This window comes from Shewanella holmiensis, assembly GCF_025370255.1.
Taxonomy (GTDB): domain Bacteria; phylum Pseudomonadota; class Gammaproteobacteria; order Enterobacterales; family Shewanellaceae; genus Shewanella; species Shewanella holmiensis.
Genome location: NZ_JAMTCD010000004.1, coordinates 14,330 through 36,836 on the forward strand (window position 1 = coordinate 14,330; position 22,507 = coordinate 36,836).

21 protein-coding genes are annotated in these 22,507 nt (G+C 40.1%); 16 read left to right on the plus strand and 5 right to left on the minus strand.

The window, feature by feature from the left end; genetic code table 11:
• Positions 1 to 24 precede the first annotated feature (24 nt).
• Positions 25 to 501: a hotdog fold domain-containing protein gene (locus tag NE535_RS04300; protein ID WP_261297448.1), complete on the minus strand. Its 477-nt coding sequence runs from the start codon at positions 499 to 501 to the stop codon at positions 25 to 27.
• Positions 502 to 639: 138 nt separating this feature from the next.
• Here NE535_RS04300 and NE535_RS04305 point away from each other — a divergent pair, with 138 nt between their 5' ends.
• Positions 640 to 1,569 carry a polyprenyl-phosphate transporter gene (locus NE535_RS04305; protein WP_261297449.1) on the plus strand — a complete coding sequence of 310 codons (930 nt, stop codon included), beginning with the start codon at positions 640 to 642 and terminating at the stop codon, positions 1,567 to 1,569.
• Between the two features lie 336 nt (positions 1,570 to 1,905).
• Here NE535_RS04305 and NE535_RS04310 read toward each other — a convergent pair whose 3' ends face one another.
• Both NE535_RS04310 and NE535_RS04315 read right to left on the minus strand, forming a co-directional pair.
• Positions 1,906 to 3,732 carry a phytase gene (locus NE535_RS04310; RefSeq protein ID WP_261297450.1) on the minus strand — a complete coding sequence of 609 codons (1,827 nt, stop codon included), beginning with the start codon at positions 3,730 to 3,732 and terminating at the stop codon, positions 1,906 to 1,908.
• Between the two features lie 14 nt (positions 3,733 to 3,746).
• Entirely contained in the window at positions 3,747 to 6,485 is a 2,739-nt protein-coding gene (locus tag NE535_RS04315) for a TonB-dependent receptor (RefSeq protein ID WP_261297451.1), read from the minus strand.
• A gap of 395 nt (positions 6,486 to 6,880) precedes the next feature.
• On the opposite strand from NE535_RS04315, the gene NE535_RS04320 reads away from it, so the two are divergent.
• The 14 genes from NE535_RS04320 (at position 6,881) to NE535_RS04385 (ending at position 21,149) form a co-directional block, all read left to right on the plus strand.
• On the plus strand, positions 6,881 to 7,765 hold the full coding sequence (locus tag NE535_RS04320; protein ID WP_261297452.1) for a GGDEF domain-containing protein: 885 nt from the start codon (positions 6,881 to 6,883) through the stop codon (positions 7,763 to 7,765).
• On the plus strand, positions 7,765 to 8,790 hold the full coding sequence (locus tag NE535_RS04325) for a helix-turn-helix domain-containing protein (protein ID WP_261297453.1): 1,026 nt from the start codon (positions 7,765 to 7,767) through the stop codon (positions 8,788 to 8,790). Before NE535_RS04320 ends, NE535_RS04325 begins: the two co-directional genes overlap by 1 nt.
• A gap of 329 nt (positions 8,791 to 9,119) precedes the next feature.
• Positions 9,120 to 10,082 (plus strand): YbgA family protein, encoded by a 963-nt coding sequence (locus NE535_RS04330; protein WP_261297454.1) that lies wholly within the window; start codon positions 9,120 to 9,122, stop codon positions 10,080 to 10,082.
• Positions 10,083 to 10,097: 15 nt separating this feature from the next.
• Positions 10,098 to 11,567, plus strand: a complete 1,470-nt coding sequence (gene phrB, locus NE535_RS04335) for a deoxyribodipyrimidine photo-lyase (protein ID WP_261297455.1) — start codon at positions 10,098 to 10,100, stop codon at positions 11,565 to 11,567.
• Positions 11,568 to 11,788: 221 nt separating this feature from the next.
• On the plus strand, positions 11,789 to 13,000 hold the full coding sequence (locus tag NE535_RS04340; RefSeq protein WP_261297456.1) for an NnrS family protein: 1,212 nt from the start codon (positions 11,789 to 11,791) through the stop codon (positions 12,998 to 13,000).
• Positions 13,001 to 13,091: 91 nt separating this feature from the next.
• Positions 13,092 to 14,390 carry an ammonia-forming cytochrome c nitrite reductase subunit c552 gene (locus NE535_RS04345; RefSeq protein ID WP_261297614.1) on the plus strand — a complete coding sequence of 433 codons (1,299 nt, stop codon included), beginning with the start codon at positions 13,092 to 13,094 and terminating at the stop codon, positions 14,388 to 14,390.
• A 218-nt stretch (positions 14,391 to 14,608) separates the two neighbouring features.
• Positions 14,609 to 15,082, plus strand: coding sequence for a nuclear transport factor 2 family protein (locus NE535_RS04350; protein WP_261297457.1), 474 nt, complete (start codon positions 14,609 to 14,611; stop codon positions 15,080 to 15,082).
• 4 nt (positions 15,083 to 15,086) lie between these two features.
• Positions 15,087 to 15,857, plus strand: coding sequence for an SDR family NAD(P)-dependent oxidoreductase (locus NE535_RS04355; RefSeq protein ID WP_261297458.1), 771 nt, complete (start codon positions 15,087 to 15,089; stop codon positions 15,855 to 15,857).
• A gap of 71 nt (positions 15,858 to 15,928) precedes the next feature.
• Positions 15,929 to 17,197 (plus strand): NAD(P)/FAD-dependent oxidoreductase, encoded by a 1,269-nt coding sequence (locus tag NE535_RS04360; protein ID WP_261297459.1) that lies wholly within the window; start codon positions 15,929 to 15,931, stop codon positions 17,195 to 17,197.
• Positions 17,194 to 18,012: a DUF1365 domain-containing protein gene (locus NE535_RS04365; RefSeq protein WP_261297460.1), complete on the plus strand. Its 819-nt coding sequence runs from the start codon at positions 17,194 to 17,196 to the stop codon at positions 18,010 to 18,012. The genes NE535_RS04360 and NE535_RS04365 overlap by 4 nt, the downstream gene beginning before the upstream one ends.
• A 102-nt stretch (positions 18,013 to 18,114) precedes the next feature.
• Positions 18,115 to 19,350, plus strand: a complete 1,236-nt coding sequence (locus tag NE535_RS04370) for an SAM-dependent methyltransferase (RefSeq protein WP_261297461.1) — start codon at positions 18,115 to 18,117, stop codon at positions 19,348 to 19,350.
• Between the two features lie 40 nt (positions 19,351 to 19,390).
• A complete protein-coding gene (locus NE535_RS04375) occupies positions 19,391 to 19,918 on the plus strand; it encodes a DUF2878 domain-containing protein (RefSeq protein ID WP_261297462.1) in 528 nt (175 codons plus the stop codon).
• A 17-nt stretch (positions 19,919 to 19,935) separates the two neighbouring features.
• The gene (locus NE535_RS04380) at positions 19,936 to 20,556 is read left to right on the plus strand and encodes a chalcone isomerase family protein (protein ID WP_261297463.1); all 621 of its coding nucleotides are present in this window, start codon (positions 19,936 to 19,938) and stop codon (positions 20,554 to 20,556) included.
• On the plus strand, positions 20,556 to 21,149 hold the full coding sequence (locus tag NE535_RS04385; protein WP_261297464.1) for a DUF3833 domain-containing protein: 594 nt from the start codon (positions 20,556 to 20,558) through the stop codon (positions 21,147 to 21,149). Before NE535_RS04380 ends, NE535_RS04385 begins: the two co-directional genes overlap by 1 nt.
• An 89-nt stretch (positions 21,150 to 21,238) precedes the next feature.
• Here NE535_RS04385 and NE535_RS04390 read toward each other — a convergent pair whose 3' ends face one another.
• Positions 21,239 to 21,583: a DUF3634 family protein gene (locus tag NE535_RS04390; protein WP_261297465.1), complete on the minus strand. Its 345-nt coding sequence runs from the start codon at positions 21,581 to 21,583 to the stop codon at positions 21,239 to 21,241.
• A gap of 248 nt (positions 21,584 to 21,831) precedes the next feature.
• Between NE535_RS04390 and NE535_RS04395 the strand changes: the two genes are divergently transcribed.
• Positions 21,832 to 22,005: a hypothetical protein gene (locus tag NE535_RS04395; RefSeq protein ID WP_261297466.1), complete on the plus strand. Its 174-nt coding sequence runs from the start codon at positions 21,832 to 21,834 to the stop codon at positions 22,003 to 22,005.
• 112 nt (positions 22,006 to 22,117) lie between these two features.
• On the opposite strand, the gene NE535_RS04400 is transcribed toward NE535_RS04395, so the two are convergent.
• A complete protein-coding gene (locus tag NE535_RS04400) occupies positions 22,118 to 22,444 on the minus strand; it encodes a hypothetical protein (protein ID WP_261297467.1) in 327 nt (108 codons plus the stop codon).
• Positions 22,445 to 22,507: the final 63 nt, after the last annotated feature.

Sequence of the window (22,507 nt, forward strand, 5' to 3'; positions counted from 1 at the left end):
TTCCCTAGCAAAATTGAAGATGATTTATTTTTGTGGTTTTTCTGAAATCCATAGTTTGATATGGCCTTGAACCACCACAACACCATTGGTGTCATAAGCTTTTACGTCGACTAACATATCACCGACTTGCCATTGTTCTGGTTTTACCTCTGCGACACACAAAATATCGCTACCGGCTTTAGCGGTATAATCTACTGACATACCTTTAGGGATCCAACGAAGGTGCTTAGGAATAGAGGCCTCAGCCATAGTCCCCATTGCCATTTCAAGGCCGTTACAAATCGCAATAACATGTACAGTACCAATGTGGTTTTGCACAATTTTGCGCTTTTTGATTAAACATTCGCAGCGATTTTCTTGCAGCGAAGTGATATGAGGGTGAATAGTGCCGAAATACGGTGCCATACGGGATACCATTTTAGAAAAAATTTTATCGCCGAAAGGGTAGCGAGTAACCTTGTGGTATAACGCCATGACTTTATTAGGTTTGTTGTTATTCATAATCCATTACTGGTGATTATTTGTCTGGTCGGATGAGGTTAGCATTATTGTTAACACTCTGCTAGTGGTTTGCCCATCAGCAAGTGGGTATAATCGCCAGCTAGATTATCGTGTTCAAACTACTGATTAGGGTTAATTTTGAAGTTATTTACAACGTATTTGAAAGGCATGGCCATGGGCGCCGCTGATGTAGTGCCTGGCGTTTCAGGTGGGACCATTGCGTTTATTACCGGTATTTTAGACCCACTACTGGATGGTATTCGTAAAATCAATCCATCGCTATTTGGGGTGATTAAATCACAAGGTTTTAAAGCGGCATTTATGCACATAAATGGGCCGTTTTTAGTCTGTGTTTTTGGTGGTATTTTAACCAGTATTTTTACCTTAGCTAAATTAATCTCGTGGTTGTTAGCAACACATCCGATCCCCGTGTGGTCATTTTTCTTTGGGCTGATTTTATTCTCTGTGGTGCATATGCTTAAACAGGTCAGTCATTTTTCGTTGCTGAAAATCGCGTTATTTGTCTGTGGTGTGGCTTTTGCCTGGGGGATTACGATACTTAACCCTATTGCTATGGATGCCACTTATATCAACTTTTTCTTTGCGGGCATTATCGCTATTTGTGCGATGATTTTACCGGGTATTTCAGGTAGCTTTATTTTACTGCTATTGGGAATGTACCCTGCGGTATTGGCTGCGGCAAAGGAGTTTGATATTGCCTATTTACTTTGTTTTGCCGGCGGTTGTGCTGTGGGCTTATTAAGCTTTAGCCATGTATTATCGGCCTTATTACGTAAGTTTCATGATGCAACTTTGATGTTCTTAATCGGTTTAATGTTGGGCACCCTTGGCAAAATTTGGCCATGGAAACAGGTGCTAACCTGGCGTGAAAACTCTAAAGGCGAGCAAGTGCCTTTATTGGAGCAAAATCTTTCCCCGTTTGATTTTCAAACCATCACTGGCGAGTCGCATCAAATCGGTCTAGCCATTGCTTGCGCCATATTAGGTATCGCCTTAGTTTGGGGGCTTGAGTTAGTCGGAAATCAGCATACGGACAAATCCAGTTAGTTGATTGATGTCATCATGTAATCCAATCACAATGAAACAGAGCCTAGGCTCTGTTTTTTTACCTCAACTCATGTTAAGAGATGAATAATAAGTTTAAAATACAATATTCAATCGCTTACAGTAAATCTTGAGCCTTGTTAACGCTGCAAAGGGCTGTTTGATATGCATTTATTATCGCTTCCCACCGCCTCTAGCCAACATAGAATCGCCCCATTTTAACGAGATTAATTAAATGAACTCGTGGTAAATGGGGCGTTATACTCGATGTTATTACCCATAGAGCCTTGTTATTACTCAATTTAAATAAGCAGTAATAGACATGCTCTACTCAAAACACTACAAACCTAGTGCTTCACTGATCATACTCCAAGGTACCCATTTAAAGTTTTGATGTGCATCAGGTAGTCGGTTACGCCCATCTTGCACCACCAGCATACCTTGAGACCAAACACCTTGTCCTACAGGTCGAGCTGTTACTGCTAAACCATCGGTTTCACCACTACCATCATAGCCTTTGTCTCCATTCACACCGATCCGGAAGCGGCCAATATAAGCAAATGGCTTTTTAGCTTCGTAAAGCAAGTAACTGTCATTACCTTGGCTTGACACGACCAAATAAGTTTCGTCATTATTTTTATGGTACAAGTCAATCCCTTCTACATCAGCTACCAATGGTCCGCCAGCTTCAATAATCAGTTTTCCCTTGATTGGAGATTGGGTTAAATCAAACTGCCAGATCCCCACATCTTCTTCTCCTACAAATAATTGCTGTTTGTCATCATCAGCGACACAACCTTCAGGCTGACTCGGCACAGTGAAGTGTCCAACCTCTTTAGCAATTAAACCGCCATGCTGCCAAGACAGTCGATACTGAGCGATTATGCCCGATTTATCGTTGGCGAAAGCATATAGTTCATCAGGTTTAGGCTGATACATACATAAACCATAAATATCTTTAAGGCTGGTTGGTTGCTCTGCCAGTACAGTGATATCACCTTGTGAGTCGATTTCAAACAAACTCAAACTGTCACGATCACGATTACTTGCGGCTGCGATATCGCGATATTGGCCACCAAGCATGACCTTCTGTCTAACATCAACATTGTTAATTCGCCCCACTTCTAGCGCTTGAACTTGTTGGCCTTGCATATCAAAACTTAACAAGCCCCAGCGCTTATTGGTTCCTAATATACGGCTTTTCTCTGGAAATTTTGGATGTACCCAAATAGCAGGATCGTCCATGGTGTCACCTGCTCTATCGGCAGTGCCACTTTCTACTTGGGTGGGTATTTCGACAATAAGCTCATTATTAGCTTTAGCTTGAGCTTTTACGGCTTGCCATGGTAACTGGTAATATCGCCCATCAGCATCTGAGTACACAGTCATATTCGTGGCATCAACAGCAAAGCTTTCTAATTCATCTAGACCTTCAATTGCTTGACTATATAACTCTCCGTCAACACCAAAGATTTGGCCTGAATCATTAAAAATCAATATCTCGCCATTATATAAACCGATGTCAGTAAAGCTATTCTCTTTTTGATATAAAGCCAATTCGCCTTCAGCGGGAGCAAATGGCGCCGCGGGGTACCTCCAAATACCGGTAGCATTTTCAATCACATATAGCTGTTCATGTTGCGAATCTACCGCACAGTTTATTGCGCCCATTGTTACTGAAAGACTGCGTAATAGCTGTGGTTTCCACTCAGACTTACTCATTAATAGCCATTGTTCTGCTTGACCGGCCTCATTGCCTATCCATGCATACAAATTGTTATCAGCCTCTCTTGGTTGTAGACACAACCATTCAATTTCTATATCGCGCTTAGGCAGCAAGCCTAATGTGTGCATTTTAGGCTGTGCTAGACGAATAGCTTTAATCTGGTCTGCATTAATATCGTAAGTAAGCGCAATATCTTTAGCCACATCGAGATAGGTGAAGTTTCCGGCAACAACTTGCCTTACGGCTTGCTTGTCGCTCAAAAACAAACCTTGTTTTTCACTGGCATATAACCACTTATCATTCCATTTAGCTGACTGACTACCATCCATGGGGCCAATTGGTAAATGAGCTGAGGTTGCATTAACGGCAACAGGTAAATTCAAGCCAAACATACAGGTCAATAAGCCTGCTACTTTTATTTTTATGGTGAGCTTTTTCATTATTATTCCTTGATTTACATATTGATAAATTGGATGCCTAACTGAATCGTACGGCCATATTCTTCATACTGTGCGTTATAGTTAGATCGCCCTGTATAGGCATAGAGTGGCTCATCAGTCAGATTGATACCTTTCAAATAAATGGTCACTGTGTTTGTAAGGTATCCTTTTGCAACAAAGTCCCACTGAGTGTGAGCATCCTGATAAATATCAAAGTTGGCATCATCCAGTTCATTCACTTCAATCAAGTACTCTGATTTATAAGCTGCAGATAAATTAAAACTCACGTAAGCATTTTCATAACCAAGTGATGCATTTGCGGTGATATCAGATTGACTCGGCAGCGGAATATTTCGCGATTGCACCCCATCATCTAACCAAGCAATTTGAGCATTAGAATCACTCCAGGTTACATTGCCGGTAAAAATTAACCCTCGCCAAGCTTCAGGTAAAAACACAAAATCTTGAACATAGGCAAGTTCAACACCGGTAATATCTGCATCATCACCATTAATAAAGGTTTGTGCTGTATCAAAGTTGGCATATTTGTCATAGCCACCTAAATCGGTTTCATAAATAAAATGTTTGATCTCTTTATAAAATGCCCCAGCTGAGATCACGCCAACACCACCCATGTAATGCTCTATGCTCAGATCCCAATTTGTCGACTCAAGTGCCTTTAAATCAGGATTACCAAAACTTGCTTCTATTTCATCGTCATCAACTTCGATTAGAAATCCTGGAGCAAGTTGTGAAAACGTAGGTCGAACGATGGAGTTTCCCCATGAAGCGCGGAATACTGTATTTTCACTAAACTTATAATTTGCATGAATACTCGGTAGCCAATGCTCATAATCTCGTTCAGTATTGTTGGCAATAAAGTCATCCTCTTCTTCATTAAACCCTGTTCCAAAGGTTTGCAAACTAGTGTGTTCAAATCGCACGCCTGCTAATATACGTAACTTATCAATATCGACATGTCCCATCAGATAAGCAGCGGTTATATCCTCATCAATAGTAAAGTCGTTGATCGTTGACTCAATTTCATCCACGGCGTTATCTGGGTTTAGACTGTTCACTAAATTCCAAACTGGGGCGGCCATAATTGAAGGGCCTAATCGCCCAAGATTATAGTCAGATTCTGCACCAGAATAGGCGGTCATTAATAGCTGTTCTCCATTTACACCTTGGTCTTCAAAATCTTCATAAATCCATATGTTTTCGCTATTTTCTTTAGTTCTAGCGGTGTATTTAGCTCCAAACTTAACCGCAAATGGCATGTCTGTTATTAAACCATTTTTAGTTAAATCAAATTGCACTGAAGCTATAGTGTCTTCGGCACTTGACTCTGCAATTTCGATTTCTTTAAGTTCGTATTCTGATGCATTGTAAAACCTATCAGGAGCGATCAATTTCGGTATTTGAGAGTTTTCAAATAACACATCGTCAAATTCACTTTCAAACTCTGCACCAGCGATATTTCTTGGCTTATCTGCTGTTGCACGACTCCAACTTGCTTGATAATCAACAGTCCATTTATCTAACCTTGATTGGCCACCAAATACGAGAGAACCAATTTTCTGCGTCTCTTCTCGAGATTTGAGTGAGCGAGTCGCTTCTACTGTGCCTGTTACTCCTTCTGAAACCCCTTCATCCCATGACACTTCATTGCCATTTCGCGTTTCATTATCAACAAAGGCGCTGTATAAAGTGCGTAAATATAGGTCATTGTTTTCATTAGGGCGAAAGTCAAAATTAACTCCAATACCTAAGCGCTCACGATTAATTTCATAATCTCTTTGCTCTGCGACTTCCAATAATGAAGTGTCGTCAAATGCCCAGTCACCACCAGTTTCTACGTTATCCGAACCAAAATCACGGTTGTACCAACTTGCTGCGACAGTTACACCAAAAACGTCATTAAATATATCGCTGTAACTGGCCGCTAATTTTGGATTTATATTCTGAGTTAACTCATCATGTGACGCTTCAGCACTTATGTTGATATGGGTGTCATCACGATCAAAGGCTGATAAACTTTTAACTTCAATACTGCCACCTAATGAATCTGCATCCATGTCGGGAGTTAATGTTTTTGAGACTTCAACTGACTGTAATAAATCTGCGGGTAACACATCTAATGCTACGGCTCGACGGTCACTTTCTGGTGAAGGTAATCGTGCCCCATTCATTGATACCGCGTTATAATCTGGCGCGAGACCACGAACACGGATAAATCGACCTTCTCCTTGATCACGCTCAATCGATAATCCAGGTACACGCTGTAATGCTTCGCTAATATTGGTGTCAGGAAAATTTCCTAATGCATCAGCACTTAAGATACTCACGAGATTATCTGAGGCTCTTTGTCGGTTAAGAGAGTTGCTTAACGCACCATGTTGTCCAACAACCTGAATATGCTCAAGCCCATCTCCAGAAAGTTGGATTTGAGTATGAGTCACCCCATCTGTAGCTACCGCAACGCGTTCTTTATAAGTTGAACCACCTAAATAGTGAGCAACTAAGGTATATTCACCCGCTTCTATTTCTGGAAAGAAAAACCGCCCATCTCGATTAGACTGGAGTTGCAAGTTCAACTCTTCAATACTAATCAGTGCCCCTTGTAAGGGTTGCTGGCTTTTTTCATCCTTAATTATCCCTTGAATATGACCAGACCAAGCCTGTGGTACAACAGCTAAACTCGCTGCGGCTAGAGCCATATAAATGGGGGAAAGAGAACGCGACGTCTTCATAATGATATCCTTTAATGTTGTCATTAGTTTTCAGTTATTGAGCGCAAAATTAGGTGTATTAAATGACAACGGTGTGACACTTGTTTTGGTATGGGCATTAAACAGGTGGATTATGGTAACAAATAGCGACATCTGAGCTAGATTGACTGTCTTTAAGGTTTCAATCCATGCTTTCAAACTTTAGTAAACATCAGTAAAAACATGGAAAGTGTAAGTAAAGTAATCTAACAAGTTCAAAAATGTTGAATCATTTACTATGAAAAGGATAACAAACAATAAAAAATTCACTTTGGTTGAGCTAATTTGACTGCTTTTGTAATAAGTTTTCATTCACATATTTGTCATATAGATCACTTACAGTTAACGCACCTATTTAACAGATGAAAATTAGTTTAATGACTACAAATCATAAGGTTAAAATAAATCTTAGTATTGCAGTTTTGTTCTCCTTGATATTTAGTTTGTGTTTATTACAAGCACAATTAAAACTAACTAATAATATTGATTTACTAGATGTGGTTTCTGAAGGGGCGTTATTAGTGCTAGGTGCGAGTTGGCTAGTGCTTATATTATCTGCGCGTCCCGGTGGTCGGGTGACTTGGCTATTAACTATTGGCCTAACGGGATACTGTTTAGGTTGTTATATGGACTTATTAGATGAGTTTTTCTTAAGTGAAAGTTTACCTTCATGGTTTAAGTTCTTTGAAAAAATCCCTACCCCCTTAGGTCTTATCGTGCTTACTGTAGGCTTATGGTTATGGCGAGATGAGCAAGCTACTATCAATGAACAATTGAGAACGCGAGAGCAATTTTATCGTGAACATCAATTAGTCGATCAGTTAACTTTACTGTGTGATGCTCGCGCGATGCGTATTCAGCTCAATCACAATATGGCTAAATTCCAATCTACAGCACTAATCATGCTGGACTTAGATAATTTCAATCAAATCAATATAAAATATGGATTCTCCCAAGGAGATCAGCGTTTGATCAATATTGCTCAAATGCTTGCAGTTCAGTTGCGAACTCAGGATCTAGTCTGCCGATACGCAGGTGATAGATTTATCATTATGCTACCAAACTGTAGTGAAACATTTGCTGACGCCATGGCAATAGAGCTCATTAATGCCATTAAAAAGTTAGATTGCCAAGCGAGCTATGCTATTGAGTTTTTACCTATTGAAGGGAAAAAAAATATAAATAATGCAGAAGAGTTTATTGAGCAAGTAAACATTAAATTAGAACAGGTCAAACAACAATGTTGGCCAAAGGCAATATAATGCATGCTGTAGCTTATGCCGATACTAAGTGCATCAATATTCAATTGCTACCAGCAACCATTTTTTCACTTTTTCGTCAGCGCCAAGTGCCGATCCATTTATTATTGACCGGTACTCGTATTTTTGAAAAAGACTTCACCTTAGTTGATAGTCATATTAGCATCCTTCAGCTATCAACTCTGATACGCAATGCCATAAAATTATGGCCTAGCAATGATCTTGCCTTTATATTAGGCCAACAATGGCTTACAACTCAAAGTGGCATTTTGACCCAAGGGCTATTGTGTAGCAGAGACTTTTCGCAAGCTCAATTTTTTTGGCAACGTCACTATTGGTCTTTACAACCTTGGTTGCAAACATCACGTTGGCATACGCAAAACCAACAACATATACTGTTCCAACAAGATTTAAGTTTACCTGAGCTACAACAGTTTTTTACTGAATTAACTTTATCAAGCTTGGTCTCATGCTTTAAACAACTCACTCACTGTCGCTTTCAAGGACATTTTTCATTGCCTTATAGCTCTCCAAGTAATATTGACCAATACTACAAATACCTTGGAGACAAACTCACATTCAATCAACCTATTGGTGTTGTTAGCTTTGACTTATCACTAAACCAAACAGCCTTTTCACTCAGAAATAGTCAAAGCTTTTTGCAGGCTAAACGACTTGCTCGATATCAGTATTTCCAAAAGCCATTTAATATCGGCTTGCCTGCAGCTGTAAGACTGCATTTAAAAAAGTCTTACCAAACAAGCACCACACTTCCAGAAATAGCAGCACAATTATCACTCAGCCCAGCAACTCTTAAACGCCGTTTGAAAGACTTTAATACGACATTCCAGCAGCTACAGGACGAAGTAAAATTACAGCAAGCGATTTATTTACTCGTTATTAATGGCTGTTCAAACACTCTTATCGCAAAACAATTAAAATTTGCAGACAGCAATAATTTTAGACGCTCTTTTAAGCGTTGGACTGGCCAACTTCCTAGTTATTTTAAAGACTGGTTATCAACTTAAGACCATTGAAGCCAGTGAAGACATCTATTATTTTCAAAACCTGCACATCAGCAGGATTCTATAGTTATTGACTATCGTCTATAGCTAAAAAGGGGCTGGATGACTGATTAGGATTAAGGTTAAATTTCATGTGCACCTGCTTATGCTTCAAATGACTCACCACACAGCACTTTGATCAACAGTTTGTAAAATTAACTGTTGCGCTTTGGAGCCTAGGCTCTGTTTTTTATTTAGCTAAATTTAAGTTTTTCTCTTTAAATTGAACTATTTTCATTACTAACACGTATTTTTTTATTAGATGTTATTTACCGCCACAGGAGTGCGTAAAGATGAGTGAACCTCAAGAATTTGTTCCGCAAAAAATCCAAATCGGTATCAGTAGTTGCTTGTTAGGCAGTGAGGTTCGTTTTGATGGTGGCCATAAAAACTCTTACTACTGCGCGAAAGAAATTGCGCCGTTTTTTGAATACACCAGTATTTGCCCTGAAATGGCCATCGGTATGGGTGCGCCACGTAAAAGTATTCGTCAAATTAAAGATGGCGATGTTTTGCTAATTCAAAGTGCTGACGGCACGTTAGATGTTACCGCAAAGCTGCACGAATTTAGCCAAAATAAAGTGCAGGAACTCGGCAATCTAGGCGGTTATATTTTTTGTGCTAAATCACCAACCTGCGGTATGGAACGTGTTTTAGAGTATAAGAAGGGCACTAATAACAGCACGAAAACAGGTGTAGGGGTGTTTGCTAAAGCCTTGATGGATAAGTATCCCTACCTGCCTGTTGAAGAAGAAGGGCGCTTGAATGATATGGTCATTAAAGAGAACTTTTTTACTCGCGTTTATGCCTACCATGATTGGCGCAATATGATGGCATCAGGACTCACCAAGCACAAATTAATCCTGTTTCATTCACGTTATAAATATCTATTAATGGCACATAGTCCTAAGTGGTATCGCGAGCTTGGACCTGTTCTCGCTAACCTTGAAGATTTAGAGGCGTCGGCGCAAACCTATTTTGAAGGCTTAATGACGGCGTTAAAAGTCAAAGCAACCCGTAAAAATCACACCAGTACGTTACAACATATTCAGGGCTACTTTAAGAAACATTTAAATGCTCGCCAAAAAGAAGAGTTAACCGATGCCATTATGAAATACCGTCAAGGTCTGTTGCCGTTATTGGTGCCTATGACATTGATTAATCATTATTTGAAAGAGTTTCCAACTGAATATATTGAAAACCAAGTGTATCTAAACCCACACCCAGAAGAGCTTAAATTGCGTTATGCTTACTAAGTTGGAGTCGTATTGATGCAGCAAAATGTTAACTGTGCAGTATGGTTTAGGCAGGATTTTCGCATCAGCGATCATCCTGCGCTGGCGATGGCATGTACTTTTGCCAAGCAATACGGTAGCCAAGTGAAAGCGCTGTATTTTGTTACCCCACAGCAATGGGCTGAGCATGATGTTGCAGCAATCCAAATCGATTTTATTGAGCGGCACGTCAATTTATTAGCCCAGTCTTTGGCAAAAATTGGTATTGAACTAACCGTGGTGCAGTTAAATACTTTTGCTGACATAGCGCCATGGTTAAGCGAGTTTTGCGCCGTGCATGACATCGGGGTGATTTATGCCGCGAATGAACCTGAGTTTAACGAGCGCCAACGTGATGCAGCCTTAATAGACGCCAGCTTGCCGCTGCATTTGCTTGATCAAGACTGCTTGTTAGCACCTGGCAGTGTGCAAAATCAAGCCGGGCAAATGTATAAGGTGTTTACCCCGTTTGCAAAAGAATGGAAAAAGCAGGCTGCAAGCATTCTGATTAAACCGCTTAAAGCGGCTATATTTGAAGTGCCAATTGATGTGCCTGCTCCAATACATTTTAGTCTTGGTGATTATTATCCCAACCCCGTCAGTAGTGAAAGTTGGGATTGTGGTGAAGGTGTTGCCAGAGACATGTTAACTCGGTTTTTAAAACAAGATGTAGCCGATTATCAGTTACAACGTGATTTTCCGGCATTAGAGGGCACTAGTCGATTATCTCCTTATCTAGCGATAGGGGTAATCAGTGCTCGCCAATGTATTACCGCTATTTTGTACTATTACCCTGATGCATTAATTAATGAGGCAAGCCCAGCCAAAACTTGGTTGAACGAGTTAATTTGGCGCGAGTTTTATCGTCACTTGTTAGTGGCATTTCCGCGGCTGTCTCGTGGGCAAAACTTCAATCTATTGGGCAATAACATTCAGTGGCGTAATGATGCTGATGAATTTAGTGCATGGTGTAAAGGGCAAACAGGTTACCCGATTGTTGATGCTGCCATGCGTCAACTTAATCAAACGGGTTGGATGCACAATCGTTTACGCATGGTCGTGGCAAGTTTTTTAACTAAACATTTGCTGGTAGATTGGCGCTGGGGTGAACAATACTTTAGGCAACAGCTGATTGATGGCGACTTAGCCGCTAACAATGGTGGCTGGCAATGGTCAGCAGGCACAGGGTGTGATGCCCAACCTTACTTTAGGGTATTTAATCCTATGACTCAAAGCAGTAAGTTTGATCCTGATGCGAGCTTTATAAAACATTTTGTACCTGAAGTTGCCGATTGGAGCTTAAAGCATATCCACGAGCCACATCTAAAAGCACAGCATATTAATTCAATGGCCGATTTATTTTCTGAACGCGCCAAGCAAGAAAAGGCCTACCCTGCGCCCATCGTTGAGCATGGCTTTGCTAGAAAGCGCGCACTTGAGGTCTTAGGAGCACTAAAACGGGGTTAGCCTCATCATGGTGGCTAATAACTTTTTTCACTAGAACAAAAACAATCACAACAGCGTCGTTGGTCCTCGTTTCTGTCAAAATCCTTATTGCGCAAGTAACGCGTAGATCACAGTTTTAGGTAATTATTCATCATTGAGCGCTATTGTTATTGAACGAAAGCATTGATGAGCTTAAACTGCATTAAAGATTTATATTTAATGCATGTTTAAGGCGATAATAAATGTTAAACATTGATGACCCCCGTGACATTGAGCAAACACCTGCAATTTGGCGATTAGGCTTTAGACCGTTCTTCTTGGGAGGGGCCGTTGTTGCTGCTTTGTATATTCCGCTATGGTTAATGGGCTGGTTTACGCCACAATACAGTTTATTTAATGGTCAGTTTTGGGCCAATGTGCTGCCGCTATGGTGGCATCCTCATGAAATGTTGTTTGGTTTTGCACTGGCTATCGTGAGCGGATTTTTGCTTACGGCAGCACAAACCTGGACAAATCAACCGACAATGAAAGGGCCTTTGTTAGCGGTAACGTTCAGCTGTTGGTTAGTCGCTCGTTTGCTGTTATTAATGCCTTTTGATATTCCTATTTGGCTGCCAGCATTATTTGATACCTTATTTTTAGGTATTACAGCAGCCACTCTATGGCGTTGTATTTATAAAGTAAAACAGTGGCGAAACATTGGTTTTCCAATAATGATTATGCTGGCGCTGGTTGTTAACTTAGTCAGTTATTATGCCCTGTATGAACGTAATTTTTCGCTATCGACACAGTTATGGCAGGCAATGATTTGGTGGTTGGCAATGGTGATCACCGTCGTTGGTGGGCGAGTGATCCCCTTTTTCACTGCGATGAAGTTACAACATTCAAAGCCTGATCCCATACAAGCACTTGAATTAACGTTAATATTGGTTATGGGTGTTTTGTTTGTGCAGTCAGTATTTCATATATTTCCGCGTGAAATTGAACAAGGTATTTTGTTTAGCGCCGGACTATTACAATTGATTAGAGTATTGGGTTGGAAAGGGCACAAAACCTTTAAAGAACCTATGTTGTGGTCTTTACATGTTTCATATTGGGCGTTACCTGCAACCCTGCTTGCGATGGCTTGGAATATCAACAACGAGTTTGCATACCGTACGTTACTGCATTTATTTGCTGTTGGGGGGATTGCATCTTTGTGTTTGTCGATGATATCGCGCGTCTCTTTAGGTCATACTAGTCGTAATATTTATCAAGGCCCTAATATGATACTGGCCTTTTCTTGCTTGCCGCTAGCGGCAATATTACGCGCCGTAATGCCTTTACTTGCGCCGCAATATTCCTCCACTTGGTTATGGTTAGCTGGGGCGTGTTGGTTTATTAGTTTTGGTATGTTTGTGTGGTATTACGCCCCTATTTTAACTAAACCTCGATTAGATGGTCGTCCTGGGTAAAATATAAGAAGAGTGAGCTATGTTATTAAGTAAATACCATTTGTTAGTGTCAATCCTTGCTGGCGCAGGTGTGATATACGCTTTGCCTGCGATGGCAAATGTTGATGAGACTAACCAGACTAAGTTCCCTAATCAATATCAAACTTGGTTGGCGACATCAGAGCAAGCCGATAAAGAAGACATGCTAGCAGCATATCCAGCTAACATCATTTTATGGGCCGGTTCGTCTTTTGCAAAAGAGTACAACAGCCCTCGTGGGCATCAATTTGCGGTGGCTGATGTCACTCATATTTTACGTACTGGCGTGTCAGTCGAAGAAGGTAAAAAAGGGCTTTCAGCCAGTTGTTGGACCTGCAAAACACCTGATGCTCCAAGATTGATGAACGAAATGGGTATAGAAGGATTTTCTGGCGCCAATTTTACCGATTTAGGCACTGAAATTAAATCAGTGGTGTATTGCAGCGATTGTCATGAAGACGGCAGTGCTAAATTGGCGCTACCTCGTCCACATGCACAGGATGCTATGGCCAAAATAAAGCTGCCTTTCGACAAACAAAATACCAGCATGCAAGGTGCTCAAGTTTGCGGTCAGTGTCATGTGACGTATTATTTTCAGCCTGAGCGCAGTGATAAAGTCAATATTCCATGGATATTTGGCAGCACCGCCGATGATATTGAAAAGTATTATGACACCCGCCGTTTTTATGAATGGATCCATCCTATTTCAAAAACACCGATGTTAAAGGCGCGTCACCCAGAGTTTGAGCATTGGAGCCGCAGCAAACATGCTGAAGCTGGCGTTACCTGTATCACCTGCCATATGCCACCTGCAACCGATGATAAAGGTAATGAGTTTACCGATCATAAAGTCGGCAACGCACTAGAACATTTCGATAATACCTGTAAGGCTTGTCACTCTAGTCAGCAGGCGATTAGCAAAACATTAGCTAAAAAAAAACAACAAATTAATACTAAAGCTCGCCAAGTTGAAGACTTACTGGTTAAAGCACATTTTGAGGCAAAAGCAGCTTGGGATGCTGGAGCAACATGGCCATTAATGAATGACGCCATCATGGGCATTCGTCATGGGCAATGGCGCTGGGATTTTGCCATGGCCTCCCATGGTTTGTACGCTCATAACCCCGAAGAGGGGAACGCTTTATTGGATAAAGCGATTGAACAAGTGACCTTGTCGCGCACTTTGCTGGCAATGATATTGAAACAGCTTGATGTCGAAAAGGTGGATTACCCTGACATCAGTACCAAAGAGAAAGCACATGCTGTAATTGGTTTTGATAAAGATGCCGCAGAAGCCGCAAAAGTGATGTTTATTAAAGATGAAGTCGATAAACACTGGCACCCAGTTGCTCGCCAGGGTTATGAAAATTAACTGATATCACAATTGACATTCGATTTTATTGATAAAAAAGCGCTTAAAATATTAAGCGCTTTTTTTGATCTATTTGCTGCTGATTGCCGTATTTTTTGTAAGTGAAATAAATCACATATATTGTCCCCAAGACAATATATGTTGTTGTCATATAAGGCATTGTAATTTACTACATTGCGTTTTATGGTAAATATGCGAACGATACAAGAGAGCAGAATATGCAAAATACGTTAAATGTAACCGAATTCGCGTTACCTAACGACAACACACCTGAGATTGTTGGGTTGTTTATTGAGCTTTATCAAAAGCTTAATAAAGATAATTTACAAAAATTAACAGAAGTCTACAGTTCAGATGTGCATTTTCAAGACCCTTTGCATCAAGTAGATGGAATGGCAGCATTAACGGAATATTTTGCTAATTTATACCAAAACATTACTCATATTGAATTTGATATTCATCAAATAGTCTTGAGTGAATGTCAACATCAGGCTGCGCTATATTGGGTAATGAGCTATTCGCATCCTAAGTTAAATAAAGGCCAAACTATTCATGTAGATGGTTCAAGCTTGCTTAAATTCAACGACAAAATTTATTTTCATCGAGATTATTTCGATGCAGGTCAAATGCTGTACCAACATGTCCCGCTGTTAGGTGGGTTAATCAATTTGCTTAAAAAACGCATAGGTTGAACTTATGATTTCGCAGAGCGCAACATCATCTCAGGCTGTGCTGATTACCGGAGCAACATCCGGTATTGGCCTTGCCTGCGTCAATTATTATATCGCTCAGGGTTTTCATGTCATCGCATGTGGAAGAAATGAGTCGATACTTAATCAATTAAATACTCACCACTTTTTGACATTTGATATAACAGCGCCCGAGCAAGTCAACGCCGCAAGTGCAGCGTTAAGCCAATACCTGTTGCAAAAAAATGTGTCACTTACGCAAGTGATACTAAATGCTGGTACCTGTGAATACATAGAAAATGTTTTCGAATTTGATTCATCACTGTTTAGTCGGGTGATTACCACCAACTTAATTGCTATTGGTTATTGTATTGAAGCCTTTTTGCCGTTAATGGCAAAAGGGGGGCAACTGGGGTTGATGAGCTCAAGTGCAACCTATTTACCCTTTCCACGAGCTGAGGCTTATGGCGCATCTAAAGCTGCTATTAGTTATTTAGGCCGCAGTTTACGTTTGGATTTAGCAGCAAAACCGAATAAAGCTATCGGTGTGAGTGTGATTTGCCCAGGTTTTGTTAAAACGCCATTAACAGACAAAAATGATTTTGCTATGCCGATGAGAGTGAGCAGTGAGCAAGCTGCCAAGCGGATTTATGAAGGAATGGGAAAACGTCAGTTTGAAATCCACTTTCCTAAAAGGTTTACCTTTATATTGAAGTGCTTATCTTGGTTACCTGAGATGTTATTAATTAAAATACTTGCTGAAAAGCCAACAAAATAACAACGATCTAATTGGCTGAAAAATACGTATCAACAGTATTAGCGTGAATGTGGTTGTGGAGAAAAATAATAATGAAAAAAATTGCCGTAATAGGAACCGGAGTATCAGGGTTAACCTGCGCGCACTTACTGAGCAGTAAGCATCATGTTACTGTATTTGAAGCGAATGATTATATTGGTGGCCACACTGCGACAGTCGATGTTGAAGTCGATGGTGAAAGTTATGCGATAGACACAGGCTTTATTGTATTTAATGACAGAACTTACCCTCGTTTTGAAAAGTTAATGGCAAAGTTAGCCGTGGAATCGTTACCAACAGAAATGAGCTTCAGTGTTCACAACGCTCATACTGGCCTTGAATATAATGGCCATACTCTTTGGAGTTTATTTGCCCAAAAACGCAATATATTACGTCCGAGTTTTTATCGATTTCTGGCAGAAATCGTGCGTTTTAATAATAGCTGTAAAGCCATTTATGAATCAGACAACTACCCAGAAATTAGTTTAGGCGAGTACCTCGACAGACATCAGTTCAGTGACTTTTTCTGCGAGCATTACATTTTACCAATGGGTGCGGCAATCTGGTCTTCAAGCATCAATGACATGCGTGCTTTTGGGTTGCGCTTTTTTATCCGCTTCTTTCAACACCATGGTTTGCTGAATATTAGTGACCGTCCACAGTGGTCTGTATTAAAAGGCGGTTCGCGAAGTTACATACCAGCATTAATTGAGCCTTTCAAAAATAATATTTTATTGAATAGCCCTGTTACGGCAATTATGCGTACCGATGAGGGGGTTAAAGTGCAAATCGCCAATGGCGAATGGCAGCATTTTGATGATGTTATTTTAGCCTGTCATAGCGATCAAGCGCTGGCGATGTTGAGCGACCCTAGCACTGATGAGCAACACATTTTATCGGCTATGGCATATCAAAATAATGAAGTGGTGTTGCACACCGACATTGGTTTATTGCCTAAACGACGTTCCGCCTGGGCAAGTTGGAATTACCGTTTAGAAGGTGATGACGAAGTTGCCATTGCAGATAGACCTGCAAGCGTCACTTATAATATGAATATTTTACAGCGCTTACCCAAAAATGCGCCGACATTTTGCGTGACCTTAAATCAAACTGACTTAATTGATGAAAGCAAAATATTACGAAAATTCAATTATGCTCATCCTGTTTTTAATGAAGCGAGTATGCAAGCTCAAGTAAAACGCAGCTTAATATCTGGTAAACGTCATACTTATTTTGCTGGCGCATATTGGTATAACGGTTTTCATGAAGATGGTGTTAGAAGTGCTGTAGATGTGTGCAATCAATTTGGGATCAGTTTATGACCGATTCTTCGGCGCAAACGCGTGATTTTAAAAGTGGTATTTATTATGGCAAAGTCAGCCATAGAAGACATGCACCCAAACGCCACAGTTTTGGTTACGATATTGCCATGATGGCGTTAGATTTAGACGAATTACCCCAACTAGTCAGTTCATCTAAATTATTTGACCAGAGTAGGGCATTATTAACCTTTAAAGCCGAAGATTACCTCAACAGCATTGATAAGCAATTTGGTGAGGATTTTGCTTTGCAATTCAAAGCAAAACATTTGCCTTCGGTCGCTGCGTTAAAATTGCGTGCCCTAACCACCATAAAGCACTTAGGCGCCCAAACGGCGTGTAACCGTGTAGTGTTTTGTGGCCAAATTCGTCATTTCGGGTTTTATTTTAGTCCCGTTAACTTCTTTTTTTGTTATCAAGACGATGCTCCTTTATATATGTTGGCAGAAGTCAGTAATACTCCCTGGAACGAACGGCATTGCTATTTGGTTGATTTAGCAAATACCACGCATACAGATAAGGTATTCCATGTTTCTCCGTTTATGACCTTAGATATGCACTATTTATGGCGAATTGTGCCGCCGCAGGAGCATCTTAAAGTGACTATCGAGAATCGTAATGATCAAAACGCTAAGTTATTTGACGCCACTATTGCATTAAAACGCCAACCTTTTACACCCAAGAATATTCAACGCTTTGTATTGGGCTATCCTTTAATGACCGCAAAAATTGTTATGGGTATTTATTGGCAGGCCATGAAGTTGTTTATTAAGCGTATTCCTTTTGTTGGCAAACCCAAAGTTAAGCTGCCAACTTAAATGCTGATTTAGTTTCAAAAATGAATCCAAAATTCTTTCAGGTGCGTATTGCTAGTTGATATTAAAAATTAAAGAGTACCTTGTATTTAAATGGAGTCAGACATGGACAACATCGCAACCGAAAGCAGTATCGCTCAAGCCTCGTTATCAGACAGTTTGGCTAAAAAGATTTTACTGCGTGCTTTAGCAAATCTGGCTCAGGGACAATTGACGATAGTTGATGGTACTCAATCCCATGTATTTGGAGATCAACACAGTCCGTTACATGCCACCATGCAAGTTCAGCATCCTAGTTTTTATCGTCAGGTCGTATTTGGTGGTTCAATTGGTGCAGGTGAAGCTTATATTCAAAGACACTGGTGTAGCCCTGATTTGACAAAAGTTGTGCAAGTATTTGCCCGAAACTTAGCACTATTAGATAACATTGAACGTTATTTTTCCTGGTTGAGTAATGGTATCAATCGAGTTAAGCACGTGTTTAACCGAAATTCTCAATCGGGCTCAAAAAGAAATATTCTGGCTCATTATGATTTGGGCAATGATATGTACCAAACATTTTTAGACCCAGAAATGATGTACTCAAGTGCAATTTATCCCACTAATGATGCTTGTCTTGCAGAGGCGCAATTACACAAGTTAGACACCATTTGTCAGCGTTTAGATTTACAACCAGGACAAACTCTTTTAGAGGTGGGCACAGGGTGGGGCGCGTTAGCTATTTATGCTGCAAAGCATTACGGCGTCTCGGTTACCACTACCACTATTTCAGATGCACAGTATGACTATGCGGCTGCGCGTGTTAATAGCGAAGGTTTAGCGGATAAAATTACCCTGTTAAAGCAAGATTACCGCGAACTGACAGGTGAATATGATCGTGTGGTATCGATTGAAATGATTGAAGCGGTTGGGCATGAATATTTACCGGGATTTTTTGAAAAGCTACAACATCTGTTAAAGCCTGAAGGTAAATTGCTAATTCAAGCAATTACCATAGCCGATCAACGTTATGATAGTTATCGCAAAAGTGTCGACTTTATTCAGCGTTATATTTTTCCAGGTGGTTGCTTGCCTTCAATTAGTGAGATGTCGCGTCATATCGCTAACAAAACCGATATGGTGATATGGTCTATTGATGATATTGGCCTAGACTATGCTCGCACCTTGAAGCATTGGCATGATAATTTTGATCATGCTAAAGAAACGATCACAGAGTTAGGTTATGGCGATGATTTTATCCGCATGTGGAAGTTTTACTTAAGTTATTGTGAAGGTGGTTTCTTAGAGCGCACAACCAGCACAGTACACTTAACCGCCGTTAGACCAAGCTATCGATGCTAATAAACGAATGGGGTAATACAACTGATATTAAGGGGGGGAGATGAAGTCTACCTTATCCCCCTCGACCTTGTCTGTCGTGTTTAACGCCCTCAGTTTCCAATGTATTTGGTGGCTTGGGGTGTTGTACCAAAACCAATTTATTATCATTTCGATATTATTAGTCTTACTTCATTTTGTGGTATCAAAAAACAGAAAAAGGGATTTTTGGGTTGTGCTAGCCGTGAGTTCATTGGGTATTTTTGTTGATATCTGTCTGATTTACTTTGGCGTGTTTGAGTTTTCTATCTCACCTTGGTGGCTGGCATTATTATGGATTTTTTTTGCACTGACCTTGAACTCTAGTCTGGCTTTTGCACATAAATTACATCTACCTTTACAGGTGATACTCGGCGGTATATCGGGAAGCTTAAGCTATCTGGCTGGTGCTAATTTTGGCGCTGTGGTACTTCCGTTTGGCACCGTTTATTCAACCTGTATTCTTGTTGTGATCTGGTGTGTGTTATTTCCCGTATCAATGACTATAGCAGCACGATTGAAGTCATCATTAACGATAGCCAATCATGTTTAAGTTAGCGGAGCAATGAAATGCACATTGAAACTAAATGGCGACTAGGGCAGATAATATTACTCACATTATTAGTAGTTCCTCGGGTTGTATTGGCACAATATCAAAGTTCAATTGATGAGAAGCAGCTCAACCAAGATCCATTTGAGCCGCAGACTGCTGTAAATCAACAGTCGTTAGGTTCTTCAGTGCCCCATGATATGCCTTTGAAACTTATCCAAGTCGGCGAGGCCGATATGGATGTGCTTTGGTTTGATGTGTATCTGGCAAAGTTATACTCCTTGGATGGTGTTTATCAACCACAGCGCTTTCCATTAATGCTAGATATTGAATATCACCGTGATATTTCAGCGCAAGAGCTTATCGATGCCACCATTGAGCAATGGCAAAAAAATGGTATTGCTGCTGCCGAAATTAACCAAATTAAATCGCACTTAATCTCAGCCTGGCCGGATGTGAAACAAAATGATCGCTTAAGTTTTATCATTCACAATGATCAACAAGCTGAGTTTTTATTTAACGATAAACCATTTTATCAACTAGCAGACCAACGTTTTAGTGAAGCATTTATCGGGATTTGGTTGTCAGAAAAAACAACGCATCCTAAGCTACGTCAACAGTTAATTGGAGCAAATAAATAATGAGGATTTTGTTAAAATCAGCTTCATCAGCTACTCGATATTCTGCTTCTCGTTTATGGCATGTTAAGTGGCTAAAAAAACTCGCAGTGATTGCGGCTTGCATTAGCTTATTCTCTTGCTCATCGGCATCCATCGAAGATTATACTAATAGCAACCCTACATTGAATTTAGCCGCATTTTTTGATGGTGAATTAACCGCTTCTGGCATAGTGCAAGATTACTCTGGTAAGGTAACTCGCAAGTTTACCGTGACCATGACAGGTAGCTGGCAAGGTAATAAAGGTGAGTTAAAAGAATGGTTTATTTATGATGATGGCGAAAAGCAAACGCGCATATGGTATCTCACTGATTTAGGTAATGGTCAGTTTGAGGGGCGTGCTGATGACATATTAGGCATCGCTAAAGGTGAGGCTAACGGTAGTGCTCTTCGTTGGCGCTATGATATGAAATTACTGGTTGATGGCAGCGAGTATGAGGTTGAGTTTGATGATTGGATGTTTTTAGTTGATAACAAAACCATTATTAATAAAAGCGATATCAACAAATTTGGCATCAAAGTGGCTGAGGTCACACTCGTGATTCAAAGAAAATAACCTGAAATTGAAAATGATATCAAGCTCAGGTTATCTTTTGATAACTAGCCAGTAAAAGCTCAAGGCTTACTTTGAAAGCGTAAATAGCATTATCCTTTTAGCTTTGAATTGTCGATGTGCTTTTGATCATAATATTCAAAGGGGAATATATTTCTGATTTGTTGAGTTAAGTTATCACCTACATTAGCAGAGACATGCAACCTAACCTGATTATTTTTTTCTGCGCGAACAGTACATGTCAGTTTATGTTCTTTGGCAAAGGCGCGACATTCTCTCTCAAATTTTTCCGGAATTTTACCTTTGTGCTTATTTAAACGCCCCTGTTTGAAATGCATTTCAAATAGGGTTAGCCCACGTTTACCAGAAAAAATTAGTTTGTAAGCAAGAAAAAATAACACCGCGATAAATAAAATTTTGAATACAGTTTCTGTCATGTAAAGCGTCCTTTAAGCTTTGTTATTCTTATATTTAAGATACGCTTGATTATCCTTGGTGCAATCTTTTTTTACTAAAAAAGTGGCTTGTAGCAAAAATATTAATATCACTCATTGGCGCAAACATAAAAGCTGTGTTACATTTTTATTACATCAGGTTTTATGTTTTTATTGTTGTGACTCAATCAAACACGGTTGACCTTGATCAGGCGTTGTAAATGGATTTTAATCTCATTAAGGATAATGTTATGTCGATATCAAATGCTAAGCGTTGGAATGAATTGTGCGAATTACAAATTATGACAATGAACAATCTTGCTAACCAATTTCCTGAACGTCGTGAACACCTTTCTACTATTTCGAGCGGTTGGCGCAGCATGCAGCAGCAATTACTGCAAAATAAAGTGCCTTCATTGAAGTAATCACAACTAACGTTATCTCACTGCAGTTCAGTTGTACACGACTGTCAAAATGCCTTACTTTTCAAGTAGGGCATTAATTTTTGTGGGTTTTGTTATCTGAAGTACAGGAGTTTTAGACGATTCCTGCAACCAATGCTGCCTGAGATGTACTCTCTAAGGTGATGTAAATCCAAATGATTAAAAAGCAAAGCATCATCAGTAATGCGACAAGTCTGAATACTTGGGCGTATTCCATGACAGAAGTAAAGTAGCGCTTTTGGACGGCATTCGATAAGAATGTGCCGACTAAAGAAAATACACACAAATACATGGCTGCGTATTGGGTAGAGCTTGACCCATAGATTTTTTCATAAATCAAAATCAGCCCGACAATTGTCAGCACTGTGATTCGAAAAATACGTTCGGCTTTATTTGATAAGTTCCATCTAGGCAATCCCATTGCCGTCACCTCTCCATTACTGCTTACTTGTTTATATGTCGAGACAATTGATTGATGCTAAAG